Raw genomic sequence first — 20,304 nt, forward strand, 5'->3', positions numbered from 1 at the left:
GATGTCGGCGATTTCAGAAGTGTCGGAGGCACGGGAGATGCGCTACGTCCAGTTGCGAGCCTTTCACCAGGTGGCCATCTGCGGTGGCTTTTCTCGCGCCGCCGAGGCGCTCTTCCTGACCCAGCCGGCGATCTCGGACCAGGTGCGCAAGCTCGAGGAAGAGTATGATGTGCTGCTGTTCAACCGGAACAAGAAGCAGGTCACGCTGACCCATTCGGGCCAGAAATTGCTCGAAATAACCCACCGCATGTTCGATACCGAGCAACAGGCGCTCGAACTCCTGACGGAGTCCCGCGCCCTGCGTTCCGGCACGCTGCGCATCGTCGCCGATGCCGCACATCATCTGCTTCACATTCTCGGCAGCTTCCGGGCCCGCTATCCCGGCGTGCAGGTTTCGGTGCGCGCCGGCAACACCGAGACGGTGATCAGCAGCCTCTACAGCTACGATGCCGATATCGGCGTGCTGGGCGAGGTGCCGACGGGGCGCGATTTCGAGGTGCTGAAACTCAACTCGACGCCGATCATCGCGTTTGCATCCGTCGACCACCCGCTGGCCGCGAAAAAGTCGCTCACCCTCAAGCAGCTCGCGCAGGAATCACTGGTCATGCGCGAGCGTGGATCGAAGACGCGTCAGAAACTCGAAGATCTCGCAGCCGCCTCGAAAATCGAATTGAGGCCGGCGATCGAAGCCGAGGGCCGCGAAGCCGTCCGCGAGATCGTCGCCTCGGGCGCCGGCATCGGCTTTGTCTCGGCGGCCGAATTCGGCCAGGATTCGCGGCTGGTGCCGATCACCATCGATGCTCCCGAGACCCTGATGGACGAGGCGTTGATCTGCCTGCGTGAACGCAGCGGCGGCAAACTGGTGCGGGCTTTCCTAGATATGGCGCGCTCGATGTCGGCGGATTAAGCGGCGGCCCTGATCTCCACCGCATCAGCCTTCACCCGCTCCGACTTCGGATCGTAGGGGCTGCGCAGATGTGCTGTCGCGGCATGGCGAACGCCGGCAAGGTCGATCTCGAAACGACCACCGGTGAGAAATGCAGCGTCGACGCCCGCCTCGTTCTCGATCAGGCCGAGCGCCACCGAGCGGCCAAGCGTGTGGCCGTAGGCGGCCGAGCGGACTTCGCCGACCGGCTTGCCGTCGCGCAGGATCAGTTCGCCGCCCCACAGCATCGGCTCGGCATCATCGAGCGTGAACAGCACGATGCGTCTTGCCGGTGCTGCCGATGGCTTCGTCTCAACCAGCGCGTCGCGGCCGATAAAGTCACCTGGCTTGTCCATCGCCACGGCGAAGCCAAGCCCGGCCTGCCAGGGGTCGATATCAGGCGTCAACTCCCTGCCCCAGGCGCGAAAACCCTTTTCGATGCGCAAGGCATCGAGCGCGTAGTAACCGGCGTCCAGCAGACCGAATTCACGGCCCGCCTCATGCAACGCCTCATAGACGCCGACGGCGAATTCTGTCGGCACGATCAGTTCCCAGCCCAGTTCGCCGACATAGGTCATACGGTTGGCATAGGCGGTGGCATAGCCGATATCGATCTCGCGGATGGTGGCGAAGGGAAAGCCGGCGTTGGAAAGATCGGCCGAGGAGAGTTTGCCCAGCAGATCGCGTGATCGCGGTCCCATCAACGCCAGCACCGCGTAGGACGAGGTGACGTCGGTCACGATTGCATGCGCGTCGGACGGAATGTTTTTGACGATCCAGTCGGCATCGTGGACAGCTTGTGCGGACCCGGTGACGATGAGGAATTTCTCCGCGCCGAGCCGCATAACGGTGAGATCGCTCTCATAGCCACCGCGTGCATTGAGCACGCCCGTGTAAACAGACGTACCGTCCGGTACGTCGATATTTCCGGCGCAGATCCAGTTGAGCACGGCGCAGGCATCGCGGCCCTGCACGAGGAGCTTGGCGAAAGAGGTCTGGTCGAAGACGGCGACGGCTTCGCGTGTCGCCTTCATCTCGCGCTTGACCGCCTCGTGCCAGTTCTGGCGGCCGAAGGCATAGTCGTTCTCGGTCTTCTCTCCTGGTGCCGCGAACCAGTTGGCCCGCTCCCAGCCCATCTTGGAACCGAAGCAGGCACCTTTGGCGGCGAGCCGGTCGTAGAGCGGCGAGCGGCGGAACGGCCGCGCCGTGTCCAGTTCACGGTTCGGCCACGGCATGGCGTAATGCAAGCCGAGCGTTTCCTTGACACGGTCATGCAGCCAGCGCGGATTGTTGTTGAAGGAGGCGAAACGCCTGATGTCGACCGGCCACAAATCCATGGTCGGCGCGCTGTTGACGATCCATTCCGCCAGCGCCCTGCCCGCGCCGCCGGCGCTGGCGATGCCCATGGAGTTGAAGCCGGCGCCGACATAGAAATTCTTCAGTTCCGGCGCCTCGCCGAGGAGAAAATTGTTGTCCGGCGTGAAGCTTTCGGGACCGTTGTAGAATTTCTTGACCTCGGCCTCGGCCAATTGCGGCACGCGGACCAGCGCGTTTTCCATCAAAATCTCGAACTGATCCCAATCGTCCGGCAACAGCGCGAACTCGAAATTTTCGGGAATGCCATTCATGCCCCACGGCTTGGCGTGCGGCTCAAAGCCACCCATGACCAGGCCGCCGACCTCTTCCTTGAAATAGATGAACCCGTCGGGGTCGCGCATGACCGGCAGGTCCGGATGCACGCCCTCGATCCTGCCGGTAACGATGTACATGTGCTCGGCCGAATGCAGCGGCACCGAGACGCCGCACATCAGCCCGACCTTGCGCGCCCACTGGCCGGCGCAATTGACGACGATCTCGGCGGCAATGTTGCCGCGGTCCGTCTCGACACCGCAGGCGACGCCGTTCTTCACGCTGATGCCGGTGACCTTGACCCGCTCGAAAATTTTCGCGCCGCGATTGCGCGCACCCTTGGCCAGCGATTGCGTGAGATCGGTCGGATTGGCCTTGCCGTCGCCCGGCAGCCAGACGGCGCCGACCAGATCGTCGGTCGCCATGACCGGCCATAGATCGGCCGCCTCCTTCGGCGAAATCATGTCGATCTCGACGCCTTGGGCGCGTGCCGATGCGGCCGTGCGCTTCAGCACCGTCATGCGGTCGGCGGTCCGCGCCACCGATAGCGAGCCGCAATTCTTCCAACCGGTGGCGAGCCCGGTCTCGGCCTCCAGCCCGCCATAGAGCTGCGTGGAGTATTTGATCAGGCTGGTCATGTTGGAATGACTGCGCAACTGGCCGACAAGCCCTGCGGCGTGCCAGGTGGTGCCACCGCTGAGTTGCCCCTGTTCGAGCAGCACGACATCGGTCCAACCGAGCTTCGTCAGATGATAGCCGACCGAGCAGCCAATGATACCGCCGCCGACGATGACGACGCGCGCTTGCGTGGGGAATTCGTTTGCCATGGGACATCCTGCCGTTTTGACACCGGTTGGATCATAGCAGCCGAATTCCAAATATCAACACAAAATACCACAAAATATCACATCAAAGAGGCAACCATCAGCTCAGGCCCTTTGCGCGCAAGCGCTTCAGCGATGTCAGCCTGCGGTTTCGCGTCGACGATCACGCCGGCGGCGCGTTGAAAATTCGGAATCCTGAGCGGCGTCAGCTTTGCGAACTTGCTGCTGTCGAGAACGAAGTAGGTTTTGGCGGCAAGCGCGATCATGCGGCTGCGCTGTTCGGCGCCGGCGCGGGTGAAATCGGTCACCTCGCCGTCGGGCGACAGCGCGCCACCACCGAGGAAGGCGATGTCGACGCGAAAGCGCGACATAGCTTCGAGCATGTCGATTCCCGAGGCCGCTTCCTCGCCTGGATCGACTTCGCCACCCAGCACATGCACGCGCATGCCTGAGACGTGGCACAGCAGAAGCGCGATCTTCAGGCTCGCCGTGCAGATGGTGAGATCGCGCAGGTCGGCCATGGCTTGTGCGACGGCCAATGTGGTGGTGCCGGAATCGAGGAACACCACCATGCCGTCCTTTACAAGACCGGCGGCCAGCCTGCCGATCGCGGCCTTGCCTCCGGCATTTTCGTGGCTGCGCAAGCTCATTGCCGGTTCGCTCGGTTCGAAGCGGGCGGCGCCGCCATGGACGATGCCGAGCCGTCCCTTATCCGACAGCAGCTTCAAATCACGGCGGATGGTTTCGCGCGAGACATCGAAGAACCCGGCCAGTTCGGCGACACTGACAGACCCTTGGGCGCCCAGCCGCCGCAGGATCTCTTCGTGGCGACGTGGAGCAAGGGCGCGCGCCGGCAGGCTGCTGTCGGGGGACATGATGATCCTCGGATCGAGTAGCGATGTTGCAATATGTGGCAGTGATCGTGCGCAGAGGCAACTCAAGCCATGTCGTCAGGATTTTCGCGACAGGCCATCTTCCCTGATCGCGCTGACCAGCGTCTCGCTTCCCTCGCGAAGATGCTGCCTCAGAATGCCTATGGCCCTGTCGCCGTCGCGCCGCCGGCAGGCGGCCAGCAGATCGCGGTGCTCCGTCTGCGAGCGGCTGCGATAGTCCAGGTTCGACAGCAGGATGCGGACGTAGCGATCGGCGGCATTGTGGTGCGCCTCGATTAAGGCCAGCAATCGATTGTTGCCGCAGGCATCGTAGAGAGCCAGATGAAAGGCACGGTTCAGCGCGCCCCATCGGCCGACATTGCGCTCCGCGTCGATCTGATCGAGAACCTGTTCCGCCTCGTCGAGCCTGTCACCGGCGAGATTGGGAAGCGAAAGCCGCAACGCCTCGCATTCGAGCAATTCGCGCAGTGCATAGATTTCACTGATCTCGGCGCTGTCCATCCGGGCGACCTGCGCACCTTTTGTCGGATGGATGGAAACAATGCCTTCGGCTTCCAATTGGCGAAGGGCGTCACGAATGGGCATGCGGCTGAAGCCAAACTGCTCGGCCAATTCGTCCTGGCGCAGCGAAGTGCCCGCCTTGATGGTGCCACTGGCAATCGCTTCGCGCAGGACATTGGCGACCTGTTCGGCCACGGTTCGCGGCCCCTGCATCACGCTTTCCGCAAATCCTGGCAATCGATGCTCCCGTTTGACGCGGGGCGCTCAGCCTAACGGAAACCCCTCTGCATGGATATATGTATGCCTGTATATGCACACGTTCGGCATCAATTGCCAGACTTGCCCGAATTCCTGCGCCAAGGCCTGATCTGCGTATTTTACCGGCGCTTCGCTTGCCTGGCGTCAGCCGCCGAAGCGCGGTTCCGCAACGCCCCTAACGCCAAGGCCTGATATGGCGAACAGGCTGCCGCGCAAAACGCCGTCGCCGGGAAAACGCGGCAGCGGCGGCTTGGCCATCGAGGTGACGTAGAGGGTGTCGAGCTTCGGTCCGCCGAACATGACGCTGGTGATCTTCTTGACCGGCATGTCGATGATGCGATCGATGCTGCCATCGGGCGCGTAGCGCACCAGCCTTCCGTCATAGACCAGCGCATTCCAGAGATAGCCCTCGGCATCGACGGTCGAGCCGTCCGCCGCACCGCCTCGGCTGGTGTCGACGCGCACGAAGGTACGCCTGTTGGTGGCGGCACCGGTGGCGATATCGTAGTCGTAGGCCCATATCTCCCCGGTCCAGGTATCGGCGAAATAGAAGGTGCGGTCGTCGGGGCTCCAGCATGGACCGTTGGAGCAGATGATGCCGGAATCGATCCGGGTGACGGAAAAATCCGGATCGAGCCTGTAGAGACCGCCGGACGGCCCCTCTTCCATCGTATCCATGGAGCCGGCGAAGAAACGGCCGCGCCGGTCGACCTTGCCGTCGTTGAGCCGGTTCATCGGCTTGTCCGGCTCGGGATCGTGGATCAGCGTCACCTCGCCGGTGGCGAAATCGAGCAGATGGAAGCCGCGCTGCAGCGAGACGACAGCGCCGCCGCCGTCCTTGCGCAGCGCCATTGAGCCGATCTTCATCGGCACGTCCCATGACCGGATCTCGCGCCCGTCGGCGGTCGCCCGAAACACACGCCCGTCGAAGCTGTCGATCCAGTAGAGTCGTTCCTGTTCGACGTCCCACAGCGGTCCTTCGCCCAGTGTGGTCTTCACGTCCACCACGACTTCGATCTTCATGCCGTCCTCCTCCGTTTTGCGTCTCGCGGCGATTGCTCGGACCGCCTCAGAAAGCGACCTTGTCCCCGCCTTTCAATGACAGGATTTCGCGTGCCTCGTCGGGCGTCGCCACCTCCATGCCGAGCCCTTCGATGATCTTGCGGGCCAGCAAGACCTGCTCGGCGTTCGACTTGGCAAGCTTGCCCTTGCCCGCCCACAGACTGTCCTCCAGCCCGACGCGGATGTTGCCGCCAAGGGCCGCCGATTGCGCGGCGATGCGCAGTTGGCTGGCGCCGGCGCCCAGCACCGACCACCGGAACTGGTCGCCAAACAGCCGGTCGGCAGTGCGCTTCATATGGGCGACGTCTTCTGGATGCGTGCCGATGCCGCCGAGCAGCCCGAACACCGACTGCACGAAGAAAGGCGGCTTCACCAGCCCACGGTCGGCGAAGTGGGAAAGGTTGTACAGATGGGCGATGTCGTAGCACTCGAACTCGAAGCGCGTGCCGTTGTCGTAGCAGGTCGCCAGAATGTACTCGATGTCCTTGAATGAGTTGCGGAAGACGAGGTCGCGCGTCGCTTCCAGATGCGGCTTTTCCCAATCGAACTTGAAGGTCTCGTATTTGTCGGCCAGGTGATAGAGCCCGAAATTGATCGAGCCCATGTTGAGCGAGGCGACTTCCGGCTTGAACTGGGCGGCCGGGCGCACGCGCTCCTCGACCTTCATGTAGGGGCTGCCACCGGTGGTGATGTTGATGGCGGCGTTGGTGCCTTGCTTGACGCGCGGCAGGAAGCGGGCAAAGGCCTCCGGCGTCTGGTCGGGCTTGCCGGTTTCCGGATCGCGGGCATGCAGATGCAGGATCGCGGCACCGGCTTCCGCCGCCGCGATCGCCTCCGAAGCGATCTGGTCGGGCGTGATCGGCAGATAGGGCGACATGGTCGGCGTGTGGATGGCGCCCGTCACCGCGCAGGTGATGATGACCTTGCCCCTGGTCCGTGCAGGTCCCGGCTTGCGACTGGTTTGCGTCATTCTCCAAACTCCTGATCCGATTTTCTCTTGTGGGCGGCGAGCGCCATGAGCCGGCGGTCACGCCACACCTGCCGGTCGCCTAGGCTTTGCTGTGGCAGTCGCTTGCGGCGATCAGCCTCGACCGTGTCGATGACCTTGCCGGCCCAGTCGACGCGCCGCTGCGTCTGGGGAAAGATGTTGGAATAGATGCCCTGATAGCGCTCGACATAGTCGCGCACGCCGCCGGGTGCATTGAGATCGATGGTCTCGAACGGCCCCATGAACGACCAGCGCAGCGCCAGCCCGTCGCGGATGCCGATGTCGACATCCTCGACACTGGCGTAGCCACCGGCGACAAGCCGGAAAGCTTCCTCAAGCAATGCGCCTTGCAGGCGATTCATGATGAAGCCGTCAAGCTCGTGCTGCATGACCAGTGGCGCGTGGCCGGCGTCGACGAGGAAGGCGCGGGTTCTCTCGACCGTCTCGGCCGAGGTCCACGGCGCCGGCACGATTTCGGCCGCCGGAATGAGATAGGGCGGGTTGATCGGATGCACGACCAGGCAGCGCTGCCGCCCTTGCAGATGGTCGGTGAATTTCGACGGCAACAGCGCCGAGGTGGAACTGGCGATGACTGTTCGCGGATCGGCAAGCGTGTCGATCAAGGAGAACACCTTGCGCTTCACCTCGAGATTCTCGGGCGTGTTCTCCTGGATATGCACGGCACCTGCCAACGCCTCTTCAAGCTCGGCGACAACGGAGATACGGTCAAGAACCTCACCGGCTTGCTGTCCCCGCAGAAGATCGTTCGCGGCGAGATCGCCGAGCACGCCGGCAATGTAGTCGCGGGCTCCACCTGTGGCAGTGGGCGACTGGTCCCACATCCGCACGTCATGGCCGGCGCGGGCGAAGCTGATCGCCCAGGCCCGCCCGATGAACCCGCTTCCGACGATCGCGACATTGGCCATGGATTGTTCCTCAAAGTGTTTCGACGTTGCCGTCGACGCCGAGCGATTGGCCGGAAATGTTGATCCCCGCATCGGAGAGCAGGAAGGCGACCATCGACGCGACATCATAAGGGCTGGTCATGCGGCGCAGCGAGATGTTCTGCAGATAGCGTCCGGTCATCTCCTCGTGGCTGATACCGACCTGCTTGGCGCGCGCCGAGATAACCCCTTCGATGCGGGGGCCCTCGATGATGCCGGGCAGGATGGCGTTGACCCTGATGGCGTGCGGCCCGAGCTCTTTGGCCAAGCTTTGCGTGAAACCGATGACACCGAACTTGGCCGCCGAATAGGGTGTGCGGAAGGCGTAGCCATGGCGGCCGGCGGCCGACGACATCGAGACGATCGAACCGCCGCCCGCCGCCTTGATCAGCGGCACCGCGCGCCGGGCGCACAGGAACTGGCCGGTCAGGCAGATGTCGATGCAGCGCCGCCAGTCCGCCGGATCGATCTCGTCGACACCGCCGGTCGGCCCGGCAATGCCGGCATTGTTGATCAGCGCATCGAGCCCGCCGAGTTTTTTCTCGACCGCCTCGAACAGACGGTCGACGTCGTCGTCGCGCGAGACGTCGGCCTTGACCGCCGCGACCAGGTCGATCTTGCTGGGAGCAGCGGCCAGCGCCTCGTCGGAAACGTCGCAGACGACGATGCGGGCGCCGAGGCGTGACAGCGTGTCGGCTATGGCAAACCCGATGCCGCCTGCGCCCGCCGTCACCAGCACGCGCTGGCCTTTCAGCCCGGTCAAAAATTCGTCCGCCGATGCCGGCGCCCTTGTGCTCATGATCATGTCCTTCTCATTGCAGCCGCCGTTCGCGCAGCGCCATGACGGCGCCCAGAACGACCAGTCCGTAAAGAATTGCCCTCGTGGCATAGGGAAGCGTGGTGCCGGCGAGCAGCATCTGCAGTGCCGTCAGCAACAACACGCCGCCGAGCATGCCGAGATAGTGGCCGCGCCCGCCGGTGATCAGCGCGCCGCCGACCACCACCACGGCGATCGACGGCAAGAGATAGTCGTCGCCCATGCCGAGGCTCGCCTGACCCGAAAAGCCGGTCAGCATGACGCCGACAACAGCCGCGCAGACGGCCGAAAGCATGTAGACCAGGATGAGCGTGCGCTCGACGCCGATTCCCGACAAGCGCGCCGCGCGCAGCCCGTTGCCGATGCCGTAGACGCGCCTTCCGAACGGGGTGCGGCCAAGCAGGAGTACCGCTGCGACGACAAAGACGACCATCAGCAGCACGATTGGAGTCAGCAGGCCGGCGAGCTTGGCCGTCATGACCCAGCGCAGCATCGGCGAGGAAAACCCGGCCGGCGTTCCCTGCGAATAGAGCAGCGCACAGCCTTGCAGAATGCCGTTGGTGGCGAGCGTCATGACGATCGGCGAGATGCCGAGATAGACGATGCCGAAACCATTGGCGAAGCCGATGGCGCAGGCCATCACCAGGACGACCGGCAAGGCGTAGACAAGGGCGGCGTCGGAGCCGTTGACCATGCCCGCCAGGATGATGCCGGAGATGCCGATCGTCCACGGCACGGAGAGATCGAGGCCTCCGGTCAGGATGACGGTTCCCTGCCCGAGCGCCAGGACGGCTAGGAAGGACGATAGCACCAGCAGCGAATTCCAGTACCCCGGATTGAGGATGGCGCGGCCGAGCCAGATCTGGGTGACAAGCACGATGAGCAGCAGGCAGACATAGGCCGGCAGCGCATAGCGCAGCGTTTCCGCATTGCGCAGATGGAAGGCAGGGCGCGGCGATGCCGGACTGCGCTGGGCATGGGCTGGCTCGGCGATCTTGAGACGCCGATCCACGCGCTCGAGTTGCGAGGGCAATATGCCGGCGCGCCAGGCGGCAAACCGGGCACGCGCGGCGCGCAGTTGCACGGCAAGCACCGATGCATGCGAGATCGAGCCGGCAAGTGCCGCCAGCACCAGAATGGTGCCTTCGGCAATGGTCGAATAATAGGCCGATACGTTGAGCACCAGCAGGATGTTCACCACGATCATCAGGATGTAGGCGCCGAAGACAGAGCCCACCGGGCCGCCCTGCCCGCCACCGAGGCGCGTGCCGCCGACGACGACCGCCGCGAACATCGACAAGAGCAGCGGATTGCCGACCAGCGGATCGCCGCTGCCGGTCTGGGCGCTGATGAACACGCCGGCAAGGCCATAGCAGCCGCCGGCGATGACATAGACGGCAAAGCGCACCAGAACGACATTGATGCCGACGGAAGCGGCCGACTCCGGATCGCTGCCAAGCGCGTAGAGTGCTGTGCCGAAGCGGGTTCCCTTCAGCCAGAACCAGGCGAGCAGGACGACACCGATCACCACCAGCGGCATCGGCAGCCAGCCGGCGATCGCGTCGCCGAGATAGAAGGTGCCGAGATCGGGCGACACGAAGCCGCCGGGCTTGTCCATCACCAGCAGCGTGACGCCTTGCAGGATGAACATGGTGGACAGCGTCACCACGATCGGCTGCATGCGCAGCACCGCGATGAAGAAGCCGTTGAAGGCGCCCACCGCCATGCCGACGCCGATGCCGACGGTGGTCCACAGGAGGATGCTTGCGCCTGGCGCCATCGGATCCATGCTCGATGCCAGCACGGCATTGACCAGCGATATCACCGCGCCGGCGGACAGGTCGAAGCCGCCCGACAGGATCACGATCGTCTGGCCGATCGCCGCGAGCGCCGAGGTGGCGCCGCCGCTCGACAGGAACGACACATCGAAATAGGTCAGCGGCCCAGCGCTGATCCAGTCGACGACGAAGAGCAGGATCGCCAGGACGGCCGCGGCGATCAGCGCGCCGCGATTGCGCACCAGCGCACGGCGCAGTCCGAAGCCGCCGGGAACAGGGGATGAGGCTGCTGCGCTGCTCATGCGGCGGCTTCCCCGGCATGGCCGAGCGCCGGGCGCATGATGGCCGGTTCGGTGATGGCGTCGCCTTCGAGTTCGGCGGCGATGCGCCCGTCATAGAGGACCAGCACCCTGTCGCATTGGTGAACGAGTTCGGGGATCTCCGTCGAGTGCAGCAGGATCGAACCGCCCGAAGCCACGTAGTTTCGCATCATCACATAAAGCTCGTGCTTGGTGCCGACGTCGATGCCTCGGGTGGGATCGAACAACAGCAGGATGCGGCTCTGCGCCACCAGCCACTTGGCGATGGCGATCTTCTGCTGGTTGCCGCCGGAAAACGCACCGGCCCGCGTCCACAGCGCGCGGCGGTCGACCTCGACAGTGGCGAATGCCGCCTCGACGGAGCGGGTCTCGGCTTGCGCGTCGACAAGGCCTAGCCGTGTGAAGCGCGATATCACCGGCAGCGTGGCGTTCTGGCTGCCCGACAGTTTCAGGAACAGGCCTTCGGATTTGCGGTCTTCCGGCACCAGGCCGATGGCCATGTTGGGGCGCAAGGCATCGGCCGGCGAACCGAGCCAGACCTTGCGGCCGTCGACGAGGATGTGGCCGCGCTCGATCTCGGCCATGCCAAAGCAGGCCAGGAACAGGTCCTGCTGGCCCATGCCCTGCAATCCGGCGACGCCGAGGATTTCGCCCTTGCGCAGATCGAAGCCGGCGCCGTCGAGCTTGCGTCCGACCTTGAGGTCGCGCACGCCCAGAACCGGCGGACCGAAGGCCTGGGCGCTGTCCGGCTTGGGCGGAAAGGTCTGCTCGATGCTGCGGCCGATGATCTTTTCGATGACGTCGGCATCCGAGACATCGGCGACCGGCGCGGTGACGATGTGGCGGCCGTTTCTCAGGATCGTCAGCGTGTCGCAAAAAGCGCGGACCTCGCGCATGCGGTGGGTGATGAAGACGATGGTGGTACCCGCGGTCTTCAGCCTGGCGATGATGTCGCCCAGCCAGTCGACGTCGCGTCCGGCGAGCGTCGAGGTCGGTTCGTCGAGCAAAAGGATGCGCGGCTTGCGGTAGACGGCGCGCGCGATCTCGATCTTCTGGCGCACCGAAAGCTCGAGCTCGCTCACCTCGGCATCGAGATCGACGGAAAAACCGAGATCTTCGATATGGCGGCGGACGGCCTTGCGGGCAGCACCGCGGCGGATCAGGCCGGAGATGCCGACGGGGGCGTAAGGCAGCAGCATGTTGTCGAGCACGGAGAGATCGCGCACCAGGGTCATCTCCTGGAATGCTGTCTGCATGCCGAGCGCATGTGCTGCGCGCGGTGCGCCGTAAGCGATCTCCTTGCCGAAGACACGGACATGGCCTTGGCTCGGCCGGACCAGCCCGGACAGCAGCTTCACCAGTGTCGACTTGCCGGCTCCGTTTTCACCGAGCAGGGCATGGACGCTGCCGGGCGCGATCGCAAACGACACGCCGTCCAGCGCGACGGTCGGGCCGAACGCCTTGCTGATGCCGTCGATCTCGATGGCGGGGAGCTCGGAGTGTTCTGTCATTGTCCTCGATCGCCGGCTTGGCATGGATTGACGACGCACGGACAGTTGTCCGTGCATCGTCACACGCGCCTTGGGAGGCTTAGTTCTCCGGTTGTCCGACGAGGGCAGCATTAAGGCCGACCTCGGGTGTCTGGTCCGAGAAGATCGAGGCAAACCAGCCCGGATTGGAGACCAGCGACGGCTTGAAGGCGTTGCAGCCGGCCTTCATCTCCGCCCATGTGCCTTCGTCGCACAGCTTGATCGTCTCATTGGTAACGACCGGCAGCGGCAGGATGGTGGTCTTGGGCACGTCCTTGCCTTCGATCGCCTCGACGGCAAGCTTCAGCGCCAGCGCACCCGAATAAGGCGGCGAGGCATAGGAAATGCGTTGTGCACCCGCCGGTGCATAAGGAGGAGCGGCACCTTCGACTTCGGTGCCCTCCGGCAGCATCTGGATGCGGCCGCCATTGGAACCTTCGCCGGCGCAAGGCAGGAGTTCGCTGGTCTTCTTGCCAGCCTCGAGCTGCATCGAGTTGGCGGTGAAGCAGCCGACCTGCATCCACAGTCCGTTGATGTCGTCCCAATTGCGGGTGGCCAGGATTTTCGAAAGTTCGGTGCGGGCGACCGCCTGGCTCCACATGCCGACAGCCTCGCCGACGATCTTGATATCAGGATACTTGGCGAAGACTTCCTTGGCGGCCTTTGTCCGCTGATCGTCAACGGATGTTCCCGGGACGCCCGTGATGGCGATGATGTTGCCCTTGCCGTTGAGCTTCTTGACCAGCCATTCGGCGGTCACCCTGCCCGCTTCCAGCTGGTCTATGTGGACGTTGTAGGCGCAAGGCTCGGTGATCTCGGCGTCGTACGCAAAGACCTTCACACCCTTGTCGCAGGCATTCTTGACGACCTGGTTGAGCGCGGTCGGCGAGATCGGATACACGACGATGGCTTCGGCGCCGCTTTGCACCATTGCGTTGATCTGCTGAATCTGGCGTTGCGCGTTGGGGCCAGCGACCTGGACCTGCAGGTCGACCTTGTCGGCCAGGCTCTTATGAGCGGCCATGGCCTTGACCATGTTGGCCGCCTCCGCCTGCCAATCATTGCCGATGTAGCTCATGCTGAGAAAGATCTTGTGCTTCTCGGCGGCCTGCGCGGCGGACAGGCCGAAGGCGCACGCAGCCATGCCGGCCAGCAGCGCGAGCCGCCGGACTTTCGATCCGATACCCATGTGGAACTCCTCCCAAACAGAACGACCGAATGCCTCCCAAGGGCACAAAACGTAAACCCTTGTCATTCGATGCCAGCGACCGTATCATGATTTGATCAAATATCAATGATGGAATCGTTTATATCAAAACGGGCTATGTCGGCCGCTTGACGTGGCACCACGAACCTTGCATTCCGACACGACCACACAAGCAGGTGTCGCCCTCAGGCGGGAAGGTTGACAGGAGATGGCTGGATCGGCGTTCAGGAAGCCTGGTGTCGAGATCATTCCACTGTCCAAGGAAACTCTGCAGGACCGGGTCTACAATCAGGTCACCGAGTTGATCCTCGACGGCAGCATCGTGCCGGGCGAGATGGTCACGGTTCAGAGCCTCGCCGACGCCTTTGGCGTCAGTCCGATGCCGGTCAGGGAAGCGCTGCGGCGCCTGACGGCAGCCAACGCGCTCACCGTGGTATCCGGACGCTCCATTGGTATTCCGGCGCTCAGCCGCGAGCGGCTCACCGATTTGCGCAATGTACGTTTTGAGATAGAGGCCATCGCCGCCGGCTGGGCCTCACAGAACCGCAGCGAGGCGGACCTTGCGATTTTCGCGCGCGATCTGGACTCACTGGAACGCGCGAATGGCGCGGACGACGTAAAGGCCTATCTCAGGGCGAATTATACCTTCCACTTCGCAATCTACCGAGCAGCGGGATCCGAAACCCTGCTCAAGATCATCAAGGATCTATGGCTGCAGATCAGCCCCTATTTCAATATGCTGCATGGATCCTACTCGACCGCGAACACATACCATCAACAGATGTTTGCGGCCCTGCGCGACCGGGACGAGCAGGCAGTTCAGGCGGCGGTTCGCGGCGATATCGATGCGGCTTTCGACATGCTGGTCGATCTTTTGAAGTAGCGCCCGGCCCGACCTCCGACCCCTATCACATGCCTCCTATTTCTGGGGATGGCAGAGCAGCGCTCATGCGCACTTAGCGGGCAAGCGCGGGCTTCTTCTGGTGATCTAGAGATCATATCCCGAGCGCGTCATCCATGGTTCTCGTGCTTGAGCTTGCGAGGGCGGCAGCCGATGACGCGGCGAAGCACATGACCCGCATCCTCATTGTCATTATCGGATTGCCAAAATCTGGTAGCGTGATTATACCAGTTGATCAGTTGACGACGGGCGATACCGTCCGCTGAGATCAGGAGTAGTGACCAGATGACAACGATTGCGCTGTTCGGTGCCGGTGGGAAAATGGGCTACCGCCTGTCGACCAATTTTCGCGGATCGCCCTACACGATACGCCATGTGGAGGTCAGCGATGCCGGCCGCGAACGACTGAAGACCGGGCTGGGTTTCGATACGGTCAGCGCCGACGAAGCCCTCAAGGGCGCCGATGTGGTGATCCTGGCCGTTCCCGACACGCATATCGGCAAGGTGGCGAGCAGCATCGAGAGCAAGCTGGCGCCGGGCACCATGGTGGTGGTGCTCGACGCGGCGGCACCCTTCGCCGGCCACCTGCCGAATCGACCGGACCTCACCTATTTCGTCACCCACCCCTGCCATCCGCCGATCTTCAACGACGAAACAGATATGGCGGCAAAGAAGGACTATTTCGGCGGCGTCAAGGCCAAGCAGCATATGGTCAGCGCCTTGATGCAGGGGCCGGAAGAGGATTACGCCAAGGGCGAGGCGATCGCGAAGATCATCTGGGCGCCGGTCATGCGTTCGCACCGCGTCAGCGTCGAACAGATGGCGCTGCTGGAACCCGGGCTTTCGGAGACGGTGTGCGCCTCGCTGCTGGTGGTCATGAAGGAAGCCGTCGACGAGGTCGTGGCACGCGGCGTCGACCAGCAGGCGGCGCTCGACTTCCTGCTCGGCCATATGAACGTGCTGGGCGCCGTCATTTTCGGCGAGACCAAGGGCGTTTTCTCGGATGCCTGCAACAAGGCGATCGAGTTCGGCAAGCCGGTGCTGATGCGGGACGACTGGAAGCGCGTGTTCGAGCCGGAAGAGATCGCCGCCAGCATTCAGCGTATCACCTGAAGAGGAGAGGCGCTGCCGCAGCGCCGCGACGTCGCCGTACCGTTCGACGCTCGGCATCGTAGCTCATCAGGTACATATCACCTGAATTCGTGGTTGACTCATCATACCAGTTGGCTTAGCTGTTCATGGCTCGGATCGACAGGGTTTTCGCAGGAGTACGATGCCTGGGCGAGTGGAGGATGGCTGGGGAGCAACGATCCGTGGAGGGGAAGCCGGCAAACGGCTCTTTAGCCCAAAAGCGATCCGCCGCCCGCGCCGCCTGACGAATTCGGATGCCGACAGATGCTTTGGGTAACCAAGGCAATTTTTCAAACGGGAGGACTTCATGAAACTTACACGCAGAATGACGCTTGCGGCTTTCGCCGGCATGCTGGCGCTTGGCACGACCGTGCCCGCCTACGCGGCGGATCTCATCGCCATCATCACGCCCTCGCACGACAATCCGTTCTTCAAGGCGGAAGCCGTCGGCGCCGAAGCCAAGGCCAAGGAACTCGGCTACGAGGCGCTGGTGCTGGTCCATGACGACGACGCCAACAAGCAGTCCGAGCTGATCGACACCGCGATCGGCCGCGGCGCCAAGGCGATCATCCTCGACAATGCCGGCGCCGACGCCACCGTCGCCGCGGTACAGAAGGCCAAGGACGCAGGCATTCCGTCCTTCCTGATCGACCGCGAGATCAACGCCACCGGCGTCGCCGTCGCGCAGATCGTCTCCAACAACTACCAGGGCGCCCAGCTCGGCGCGCAGGAATTCGTCAAGCTGATGGGCGAGAAGGGCAATTTCGTCGAGCTGGTCGGCAAGGAATCCGACACCAATGCCGGCATTCGTTCCAAGGGCTATCACGACGTCATCGACGACTATCCGGACCTGAAGATGGTCGCCCAGCAGTCGGCCAACTGGAGCCAGACGGAAGCCTATTCCAAGATGGAATCGATCCTGCAGGCCAACCCCGACATCAAGGGCGTGATCTCCGGCAACGATACGATGGCGATGGGCGCCTATGCGGCACTTGCCGCGGCGAACCGCAAGGATGTCATCGTCGTCGGCTTCGACGGATCGAACGATGTTCGCGACTCCATCACCTCGGGCGGCATCAAGGCAACGGTGCTGCAGCCCGCCTTCGCGCAGGCGCAGATGGCGGTCGAGCAGGCCAACGACTTCATCAAGAACAAGAAGTCGCCGGCCAAGGAAAAGCAATTGATGGACTGCGTTCTGGTCAATGGCGACAATGCCGCCAAGCTGGAGACCTTCGCGCTGACGAACTGAGCCAGCGTGATTTGAATAGCGAGGGGCAAACCCAGGATCGCCCCTCGTTGCCATTTTCCGTGGGCCGCCCACGATGCTGAACGACAGGCCGCCATGCTGAACACCAAGCCGAACTGGCCGATCCTTACCGTGATGGTCGGCATCAGCCTGACCGGCTGCAAGATCCTGCCGACGAAATCGGACGACGGCAACAACGCTGCCACCTTCAATCCAGACCAGATGGTCGAAGAGATATGGGCGGCAAAGGTCGTTCCCTATCTCCAGCAGAAAGCCGGAGCGTTTGTGCAGGTTCACACCCTGGCGACAACCGACCCAGCGGCTGCCGGCGCCAAATACGGCAATCCGAACAAGCAGGCGAATTCGCCTTGGACTTTCGCGGTTCGGCTGGAAGGCAAGATTATCGCGGCCAACACGCAGTCGCGTGCGGCAACGGTCGACGTCGATGTCGACGGCGACGGCAAAGCCGATGCACGGGTGCAGATCGGACCGGCGGTGCGCGGTACCGCGCTGCGCGACAGCCTGGACTTCATCCAGTTCAACGACTTCACCAACCAGATCGACTTCGCCCAGTTCGGCAAGGCGTTCAACGCTTATGCCGACAAGACGGTGCTGTCGAAGCTGCCGCGCGAGGCGCTGGAAGGCCGCAGCGCCAAGGTGCTCGGCGCCTATACGCTGGGGAGCGGCCAGGACCTGCCGCTGGTGACGCCGGCGGAGGCAGAGATCGGACCGAAGCCATGAGCGCGATCGCGGAGCGCGAAATCATCCTGAAGCTCGAGGACGTCTCCAAGGTCTATTCCGGCACCGTTGCAGTCAAGCGCGCCAATTTCGAGGTGCGCAAGGGCGCGGTCAACGTGCTGGTCGGCGAAAACGGCGCCGGCAAGTCGACGCTGATGAAGATCATCGCCGGTGTCGAACGGCCGACCGCCGGCCGCATCCTGCTGGAAGGCGAAGAGGTTTCCTTCTCGTCATCCGGCGACGCGGTGAACCGTGGCATCGGCATGGTGTTCCAGGAGCTGAACCTGTTCGGCAATATGAGCGTCGCCGAGAATATTTTCGCCACCCGGGAAATCACCAACCGCTTCGGCAAAATCGACCACGCGCAACAGGAAAACCGCGCTGCGGAATTTCTGGAACGCCTGCAGGCCGGCATCCGGCCCGACATGCTGGTCGAGGATCTGCGTATCGGCCAGCAGCAGCTGGTCGAGATCGCCAAGGCGGTTTCGCTCGACGCGCGCATCCTGATCATGGACGAACCGACCTCGGCGCTGAGTGCTGCGGAAGTCGAGATCCTGTTCAAGGTGATCGCCGACCTCAAGGCGCGCGGCGTGGCGATCGTCTACATTTCGCACCGGCTCGAAGAGCTGATCCGCATCGGCGACTACATCACCGTGCTGCGTGACGGCCGCATCACCGGCCAGGAAGAGATGAAGAACGTCGACACGCAGTGGATCGTTCGCCAGATGATCGGCTCCGACGCCAAGGACTTCGCCAAGGCCGACGGCCATCTTCCGGGCGAAGAGATTTTTCGCGCCGAGGAGATCTGCCTGCCTCGTGCCACCGGCGGACTTGCCGTCGACCATGTCTCGTTGTCGCTGCGTGCCGGCGAGATCCTCGGCATATACGGCTTGATGGGCGCCGGGCGCAGCGAACTGTTCGACTGCATCATGGGCCGCCACGGCCATTCGACCGGCGACATCTTCATTGGCGGTAGAAAGGTCAAGGAGCGCGATACGACGCGGCGCATCCGGCGCGGGCTGGCGCTGATCCCCGAGGATCGCCAGCGCGAAGGGCTTGTCTCGATCCTTTCGGTCGCCAGCAATTTGACGCTGGCCAGCCTGTCGCGCTTTGCCCGCCTGTTCCACATCCGTGGCGCCGACGAAAGGCAGGCGGTGACGCAGGTGGTGCGGGAGTTGGCGATCAGGGTCGCCGACCCGGCGCAAGAGGTGTCGTCGCTGTCGGGCGGCAACCAGCAGAAGGTGGTGATCGGCAAGGCGCTGCTCACCGGGCCCAAGGTGCTGCTGATGGACGAACCCAGCCGAGGCATCGATGTCGGCGCCAAGGCCGACGTCTTCCGCACCATGCGCAAACTGTCGCGCGATGGATTGGGCATTCTCTTCGCCACCTCGGATCTCGATGAGGTGATGGCGCTGTCCGACCGCATCGCAGTGATGAGCAACGGAAAACTGACCGGCATGTTCGACCGCACTGAGGCGACGGAGGCGAAACTCGTCGCCGCATCGGCGCTTGGCCACGGACCAGCCCCACATACGGAGAGCACCGCCCATGACTGACATCCCAGCCAAAGCGGCCGCTCCCTCCGCTTCCAGCGGCTCGGTGCTGCTGACAGTTATGAAGCTCAGGACCTTCATTGCGCTGATCGCCGTGCTGATCTTCTTCTCGATCGCGGCGCCGAATTTCCTGTCGACCGCCAATCTGATCCTGATGTCGAAGCACGTGGCGCTGAATGCGTTCCTGGCGATGGGCATGACCTTCGTCATTATCACCGGTGGCATCGACCTTTCGGTCGGTTCGATCGTCGGCCTGTGCGGTATGGTGGCCGGGTATCTCGTGCTCAACGGCATCGACCTGCAGATCGGCTACACCATCTATTTCAACGTCTTTGAGATCGCGCTGATCACGCTTGCCGTCGGCATATTGATCGGCGCCGTCAACGGCTTGCTGATCACCAGGCTAAACGTCGCGCCGTTCATCGCCACGCTCGGCGTGCTCTATGTCGCGCGCGGCCTGGCGCTGCTGTCGTCGGATGGCCGCACCTTTCCCAACCTCGTCGGCAAGCCGGAGCTTGGCACCACCGGCTTCGGCTTCCTCGGGGCCGGTCGGCTGCTTGGCCTGCCGGTGGCGATCTGGATCCTCATCGTCGTTGCACTGGGAGCCGCCTATCTCGCCAAGTACACGCCACTCGGTCGCCACATCTTCGCCGTCGGCGGCAATGAACGGGCGTCGCGGATTTCGGGCGTCCGGGTCAACATGGTCAAGATGTTCGTCTATATGTTCTCCGGTTTCTGCGCGGCGATCGTCGGCCTGATCATCTCGTCCGAGCTGATGGCCTCGCATCCGGCGACGGGCGAAAGCTTCGAGCTCAACGCCATTGCGGCGGCGGTGCTTGGCGGCACTTCGATGTCGGGCGGCCGCGGTACGATCGGCGGCACCATCGTGGGCGCCTTCGTCATCGGCATCCTTTCGGACGGGTTGGTGATGATGGGCGTGAGTTCGTTCTGGCAGATGGTGATCAAGGGCCTCGTCATCATCGTCGCCGTCGTCGTCGACCAGGCACAGCGCCGGCTTCAGCAACGTGTCACCTTGATGCAGATGGCAAAGGCAGGCTGA

At 63.3% G+C, this 20,304-nt stretch carries 17 protein-coding genes; 7 read left to right on the forward strand and 10 right to left on the reverse strand.

Going from position 1 to position 20,304, the window contains the following annotated elements:
* Positions 1 to 37 precede the first annotated feature (37 nt).
* On the forward strand, positions 38 to 907 hold the full coding sequence (locus A9K65_RS28940) for a LysR substrate-binding domain-containing protein (protein ID WP_013533042.1): 870 nt from the start codon (positions 38 to 40) through the stop codon (positions 905 to 907).
* Here A9K65_RS28940 and A9K65_RS28945 read toward each other — a convergent pair.
* From A9K65_RS28945 to A9K65_RS28990, 10 genes are all read right to left on the reverse strand, one after another.
* Positions 904 to 3,381, reverse strand: a complete 2,478-nt coding sequence (locus A9K65_RS28945; RefSeq protein ID WP_064995027.1) for an FAD-dependent oxidoreductase — start codon at positions 3,379 to 3,381, stop codon at positions 904 to 906. The genes A9K65_RS28940 and A9K65_RS28945 overlap by 4 nt on opposite strands.
* A 77-nt stretch (positions 3,382 to 3,458) precedes the next feature.
* The gene (locus tag A9K65_RS28950; RefSeq protein ID WP_063171545.1) at positions 3,459 to 4,253 is read right to left on the reverse strand and encodes a DeoR/GlpR family DNA-binding transcription regulator; all 795 of its coding nucleotides are present in this window, start codon (positions 4,251 to 4,253) and stop codon (positions 3,459 to 3,461) included.
* A 75-nt stretch (positions 4,254 to 4,328) separates the two neighbouring features.
* Positions 4,329 to 4,985 (reverse strand): GntR family transcriptional regulator, encoded by a 657-nt coding sequence (locus A9K65_RS28955; RefSeq protein WP_063167528.1) that lies wholly within the window; start codon positions 4,983 to 4,985, stop codon positions 4,329 to 4,331.
* Between the two features lie 189 nt (positions 4,986 to 5,174).
* Positions 5,175 to 6,053 carry an SMP-30/gluconolactonase/LRE family protein gene (locus tag A9K65_RS28960; protein WP_013533046.1) on the reverse strand — a complete coding sequence of 293 codons (879 nt, stop codon included), beginning with the start codon at positions 6,051 to 6,053 and terminating at the stop codon, positions 5,175 to 5,177.
* A gap of 46 nt (positions 6,054 to 6,099) precedes the next feature.
* A complete protein-coding gene (locus A9K65_RS28965) occupies positions 6,100 to 7,062 on the reverse strand; it encodes a 3-keto-5-aminohexanoate cleavage protein (protein ID WP_013533047.1) in 963 nt (320 codons plus the stop codon).
* Positions 7,059 to 8,006 (reverse strand): 3-hydroxyacyl-CoA dehydrogenase, encoded by a 948-nt coding sequence (locus A9K65_RS28970; RefSeq protein WP_064995026.1) that lies wholly within the window; start codon positions 8,004 to 8,006, stop codon positions 7,059 to 7,061. The genes A9K65_RS28965 and A9K65_RS28970 overlap by 4 nt, the downstream gene beginning before the upstream one ends.
* A 10-nt stretch (positions 8,007 to 8,016) precedes the next feature.
* The gene (locus tag A9K65_RS28975; protein WP_084016157.1) at positions 8,017 to 8,823 is read right to left on the reverse strand and encodes an SDR family oxidoreductase; all 807 of its coding nucleotides are present in this window, start codon (positions 8,821 to 8,823) and stop codon (positions 8,017 to 8,019) included.
* Between the two features lie 13 nt (positions 8,824 to 8,836).
* Positions 8,837 to 10,921: an ABC transporter permease gene (locus tag A9K65_RS28980; protein WP_063171541.1), complete on the reverse strand. Its 2,085-nt coding sequence runs from the start codon at positions 10,919 to 10,921 to the stop codon at positions 8,837 to 8,839.
* Entirely contained in the window at positions 10,918 to 12,450 is a 1,533-nt protein-coding gene (locus A9K65_RS28985; protein WP_064995025.1) for a sugar ABC transporter ATP-binding protein, read from the reverse strand. Before A9K65_RS28985 ends, A9K65_RS28980 begins: the two co-directional genes overlap by 4 nt.
* A 79-nt stretch (positions 12,451 to 12,529) precedes the next feature.
* Positions 12,530 to 13,657: a sugar ABC transporter substrate-binding protein gene (locus A9K65_RS28990; protein ID WP_013533052.1), complete on the reverse strand. Its 1,128-nt coding sequence runs from the start codon at positions 13,655 to 13,657 to the stop codon at positions 12,530 to 12,532.
* Positions 13,658 to 13,883: 226 nt separating this feature from the next.
* Here A9K65_RS28990 and A9K65_RS28995 point away from each other — a divergent pair, with 226 nt between their 5' ends.
* The 6 genes from A9K65_RS28995 to A9K65_RS29020 all read left to right on the forward strand — a co-directional run bounded on the left by A9K65_RS28995 (position 13,884) and on the right by A9K65_RS29020 (position 20,304).
* Positions 13,884 to 14,558, forward strand: coding sequence for a GntR family transcriptional regulator (locus A9K65_RS28995; protein ID WP_063171539.1), 675 nt, complete (start codon positions 13,884 to 13,886; stop codon positions 14,556 to 14,558).
* A 303-nt stretch (positions 14,559 to 14,861) separates the two neighbouring features.
* Positions 14,862 to 15,689: a phosphogluconate dehydrogenase C-terminal domain-containing protein gene (locus A9K65_RS29000; RefSeq protein WP_064995024.1), complete on the forward strand. Its 828-nt coding sequence runs from the start codon at positions 14,862 to 14,864 to the stop codon at positions 15,687 to 15,689.
* 325 nt (positions 15,690 to 16,014) lie between these two features.
* The gene (locus A9K65_RS29005; protein WP_064995023.1) at positions 16,015 to 16,956 is read left to right on the forward strand and encodes a D-ribose ABC transporter substrate-binding protein; all 942 of its coding nucleotides are present in this window, start codon (positions 16,015 to 16,017) and stop codon (positions 16,954 to 16,956) included.
* Positions 16,957 to 17,049: 93 nt separating this feature from the next.
* On the forward strand, positions 17,050 to 17,694 hold the full coding sequence (locus A9K65_RS29010; RefSeq protein ID WP_064995022.1) for a DUF2291 family protein: 645 nt from the start codon (positions 17,050 to 17,052) through the stop codon (positions 17,692 to 17,694).
* Positions 17,691 to 19,247 (forward strand): sugar ABC transporter ATP-binding protein, encoded by a 1,557-nt coding sequence (locus tag A9K65_RS29015; protein WP_064995021.1) that lies wholly within the window; start codon positions 17,691 to 17,693, stop codon positions 19,245 to 19,247. Before A9K65_RS29010 ends, A9K65_RS29015 begins: the two co-directional genes overlap by 4 nt.
* Positions 19,240 to 20,304, forward strand: a complete 1,065-nt coding sequence (locus A9K65_RS29020) for an ABC transporter permease (protein WP_024502456.1) — start codon at positions 19,240 to 19,242, stop codon at positions 20,302 to 20,304. Before A9K65_RS29015 ends, A9K65_RS29020 begins: the two co-directional genes overlap by 8 nt.

It is taken from the genome of Mesorhizobium sp. WSM1497 (genome assembly GCF_001672455.2).
Taxonomy (GTDB): Bacteria; Pseudomonadota; Alphaproteobacteria; order Rhizobiales; family Rhizobiaceae; genus Mesorhizobium; species Mesorhizobium ciceri.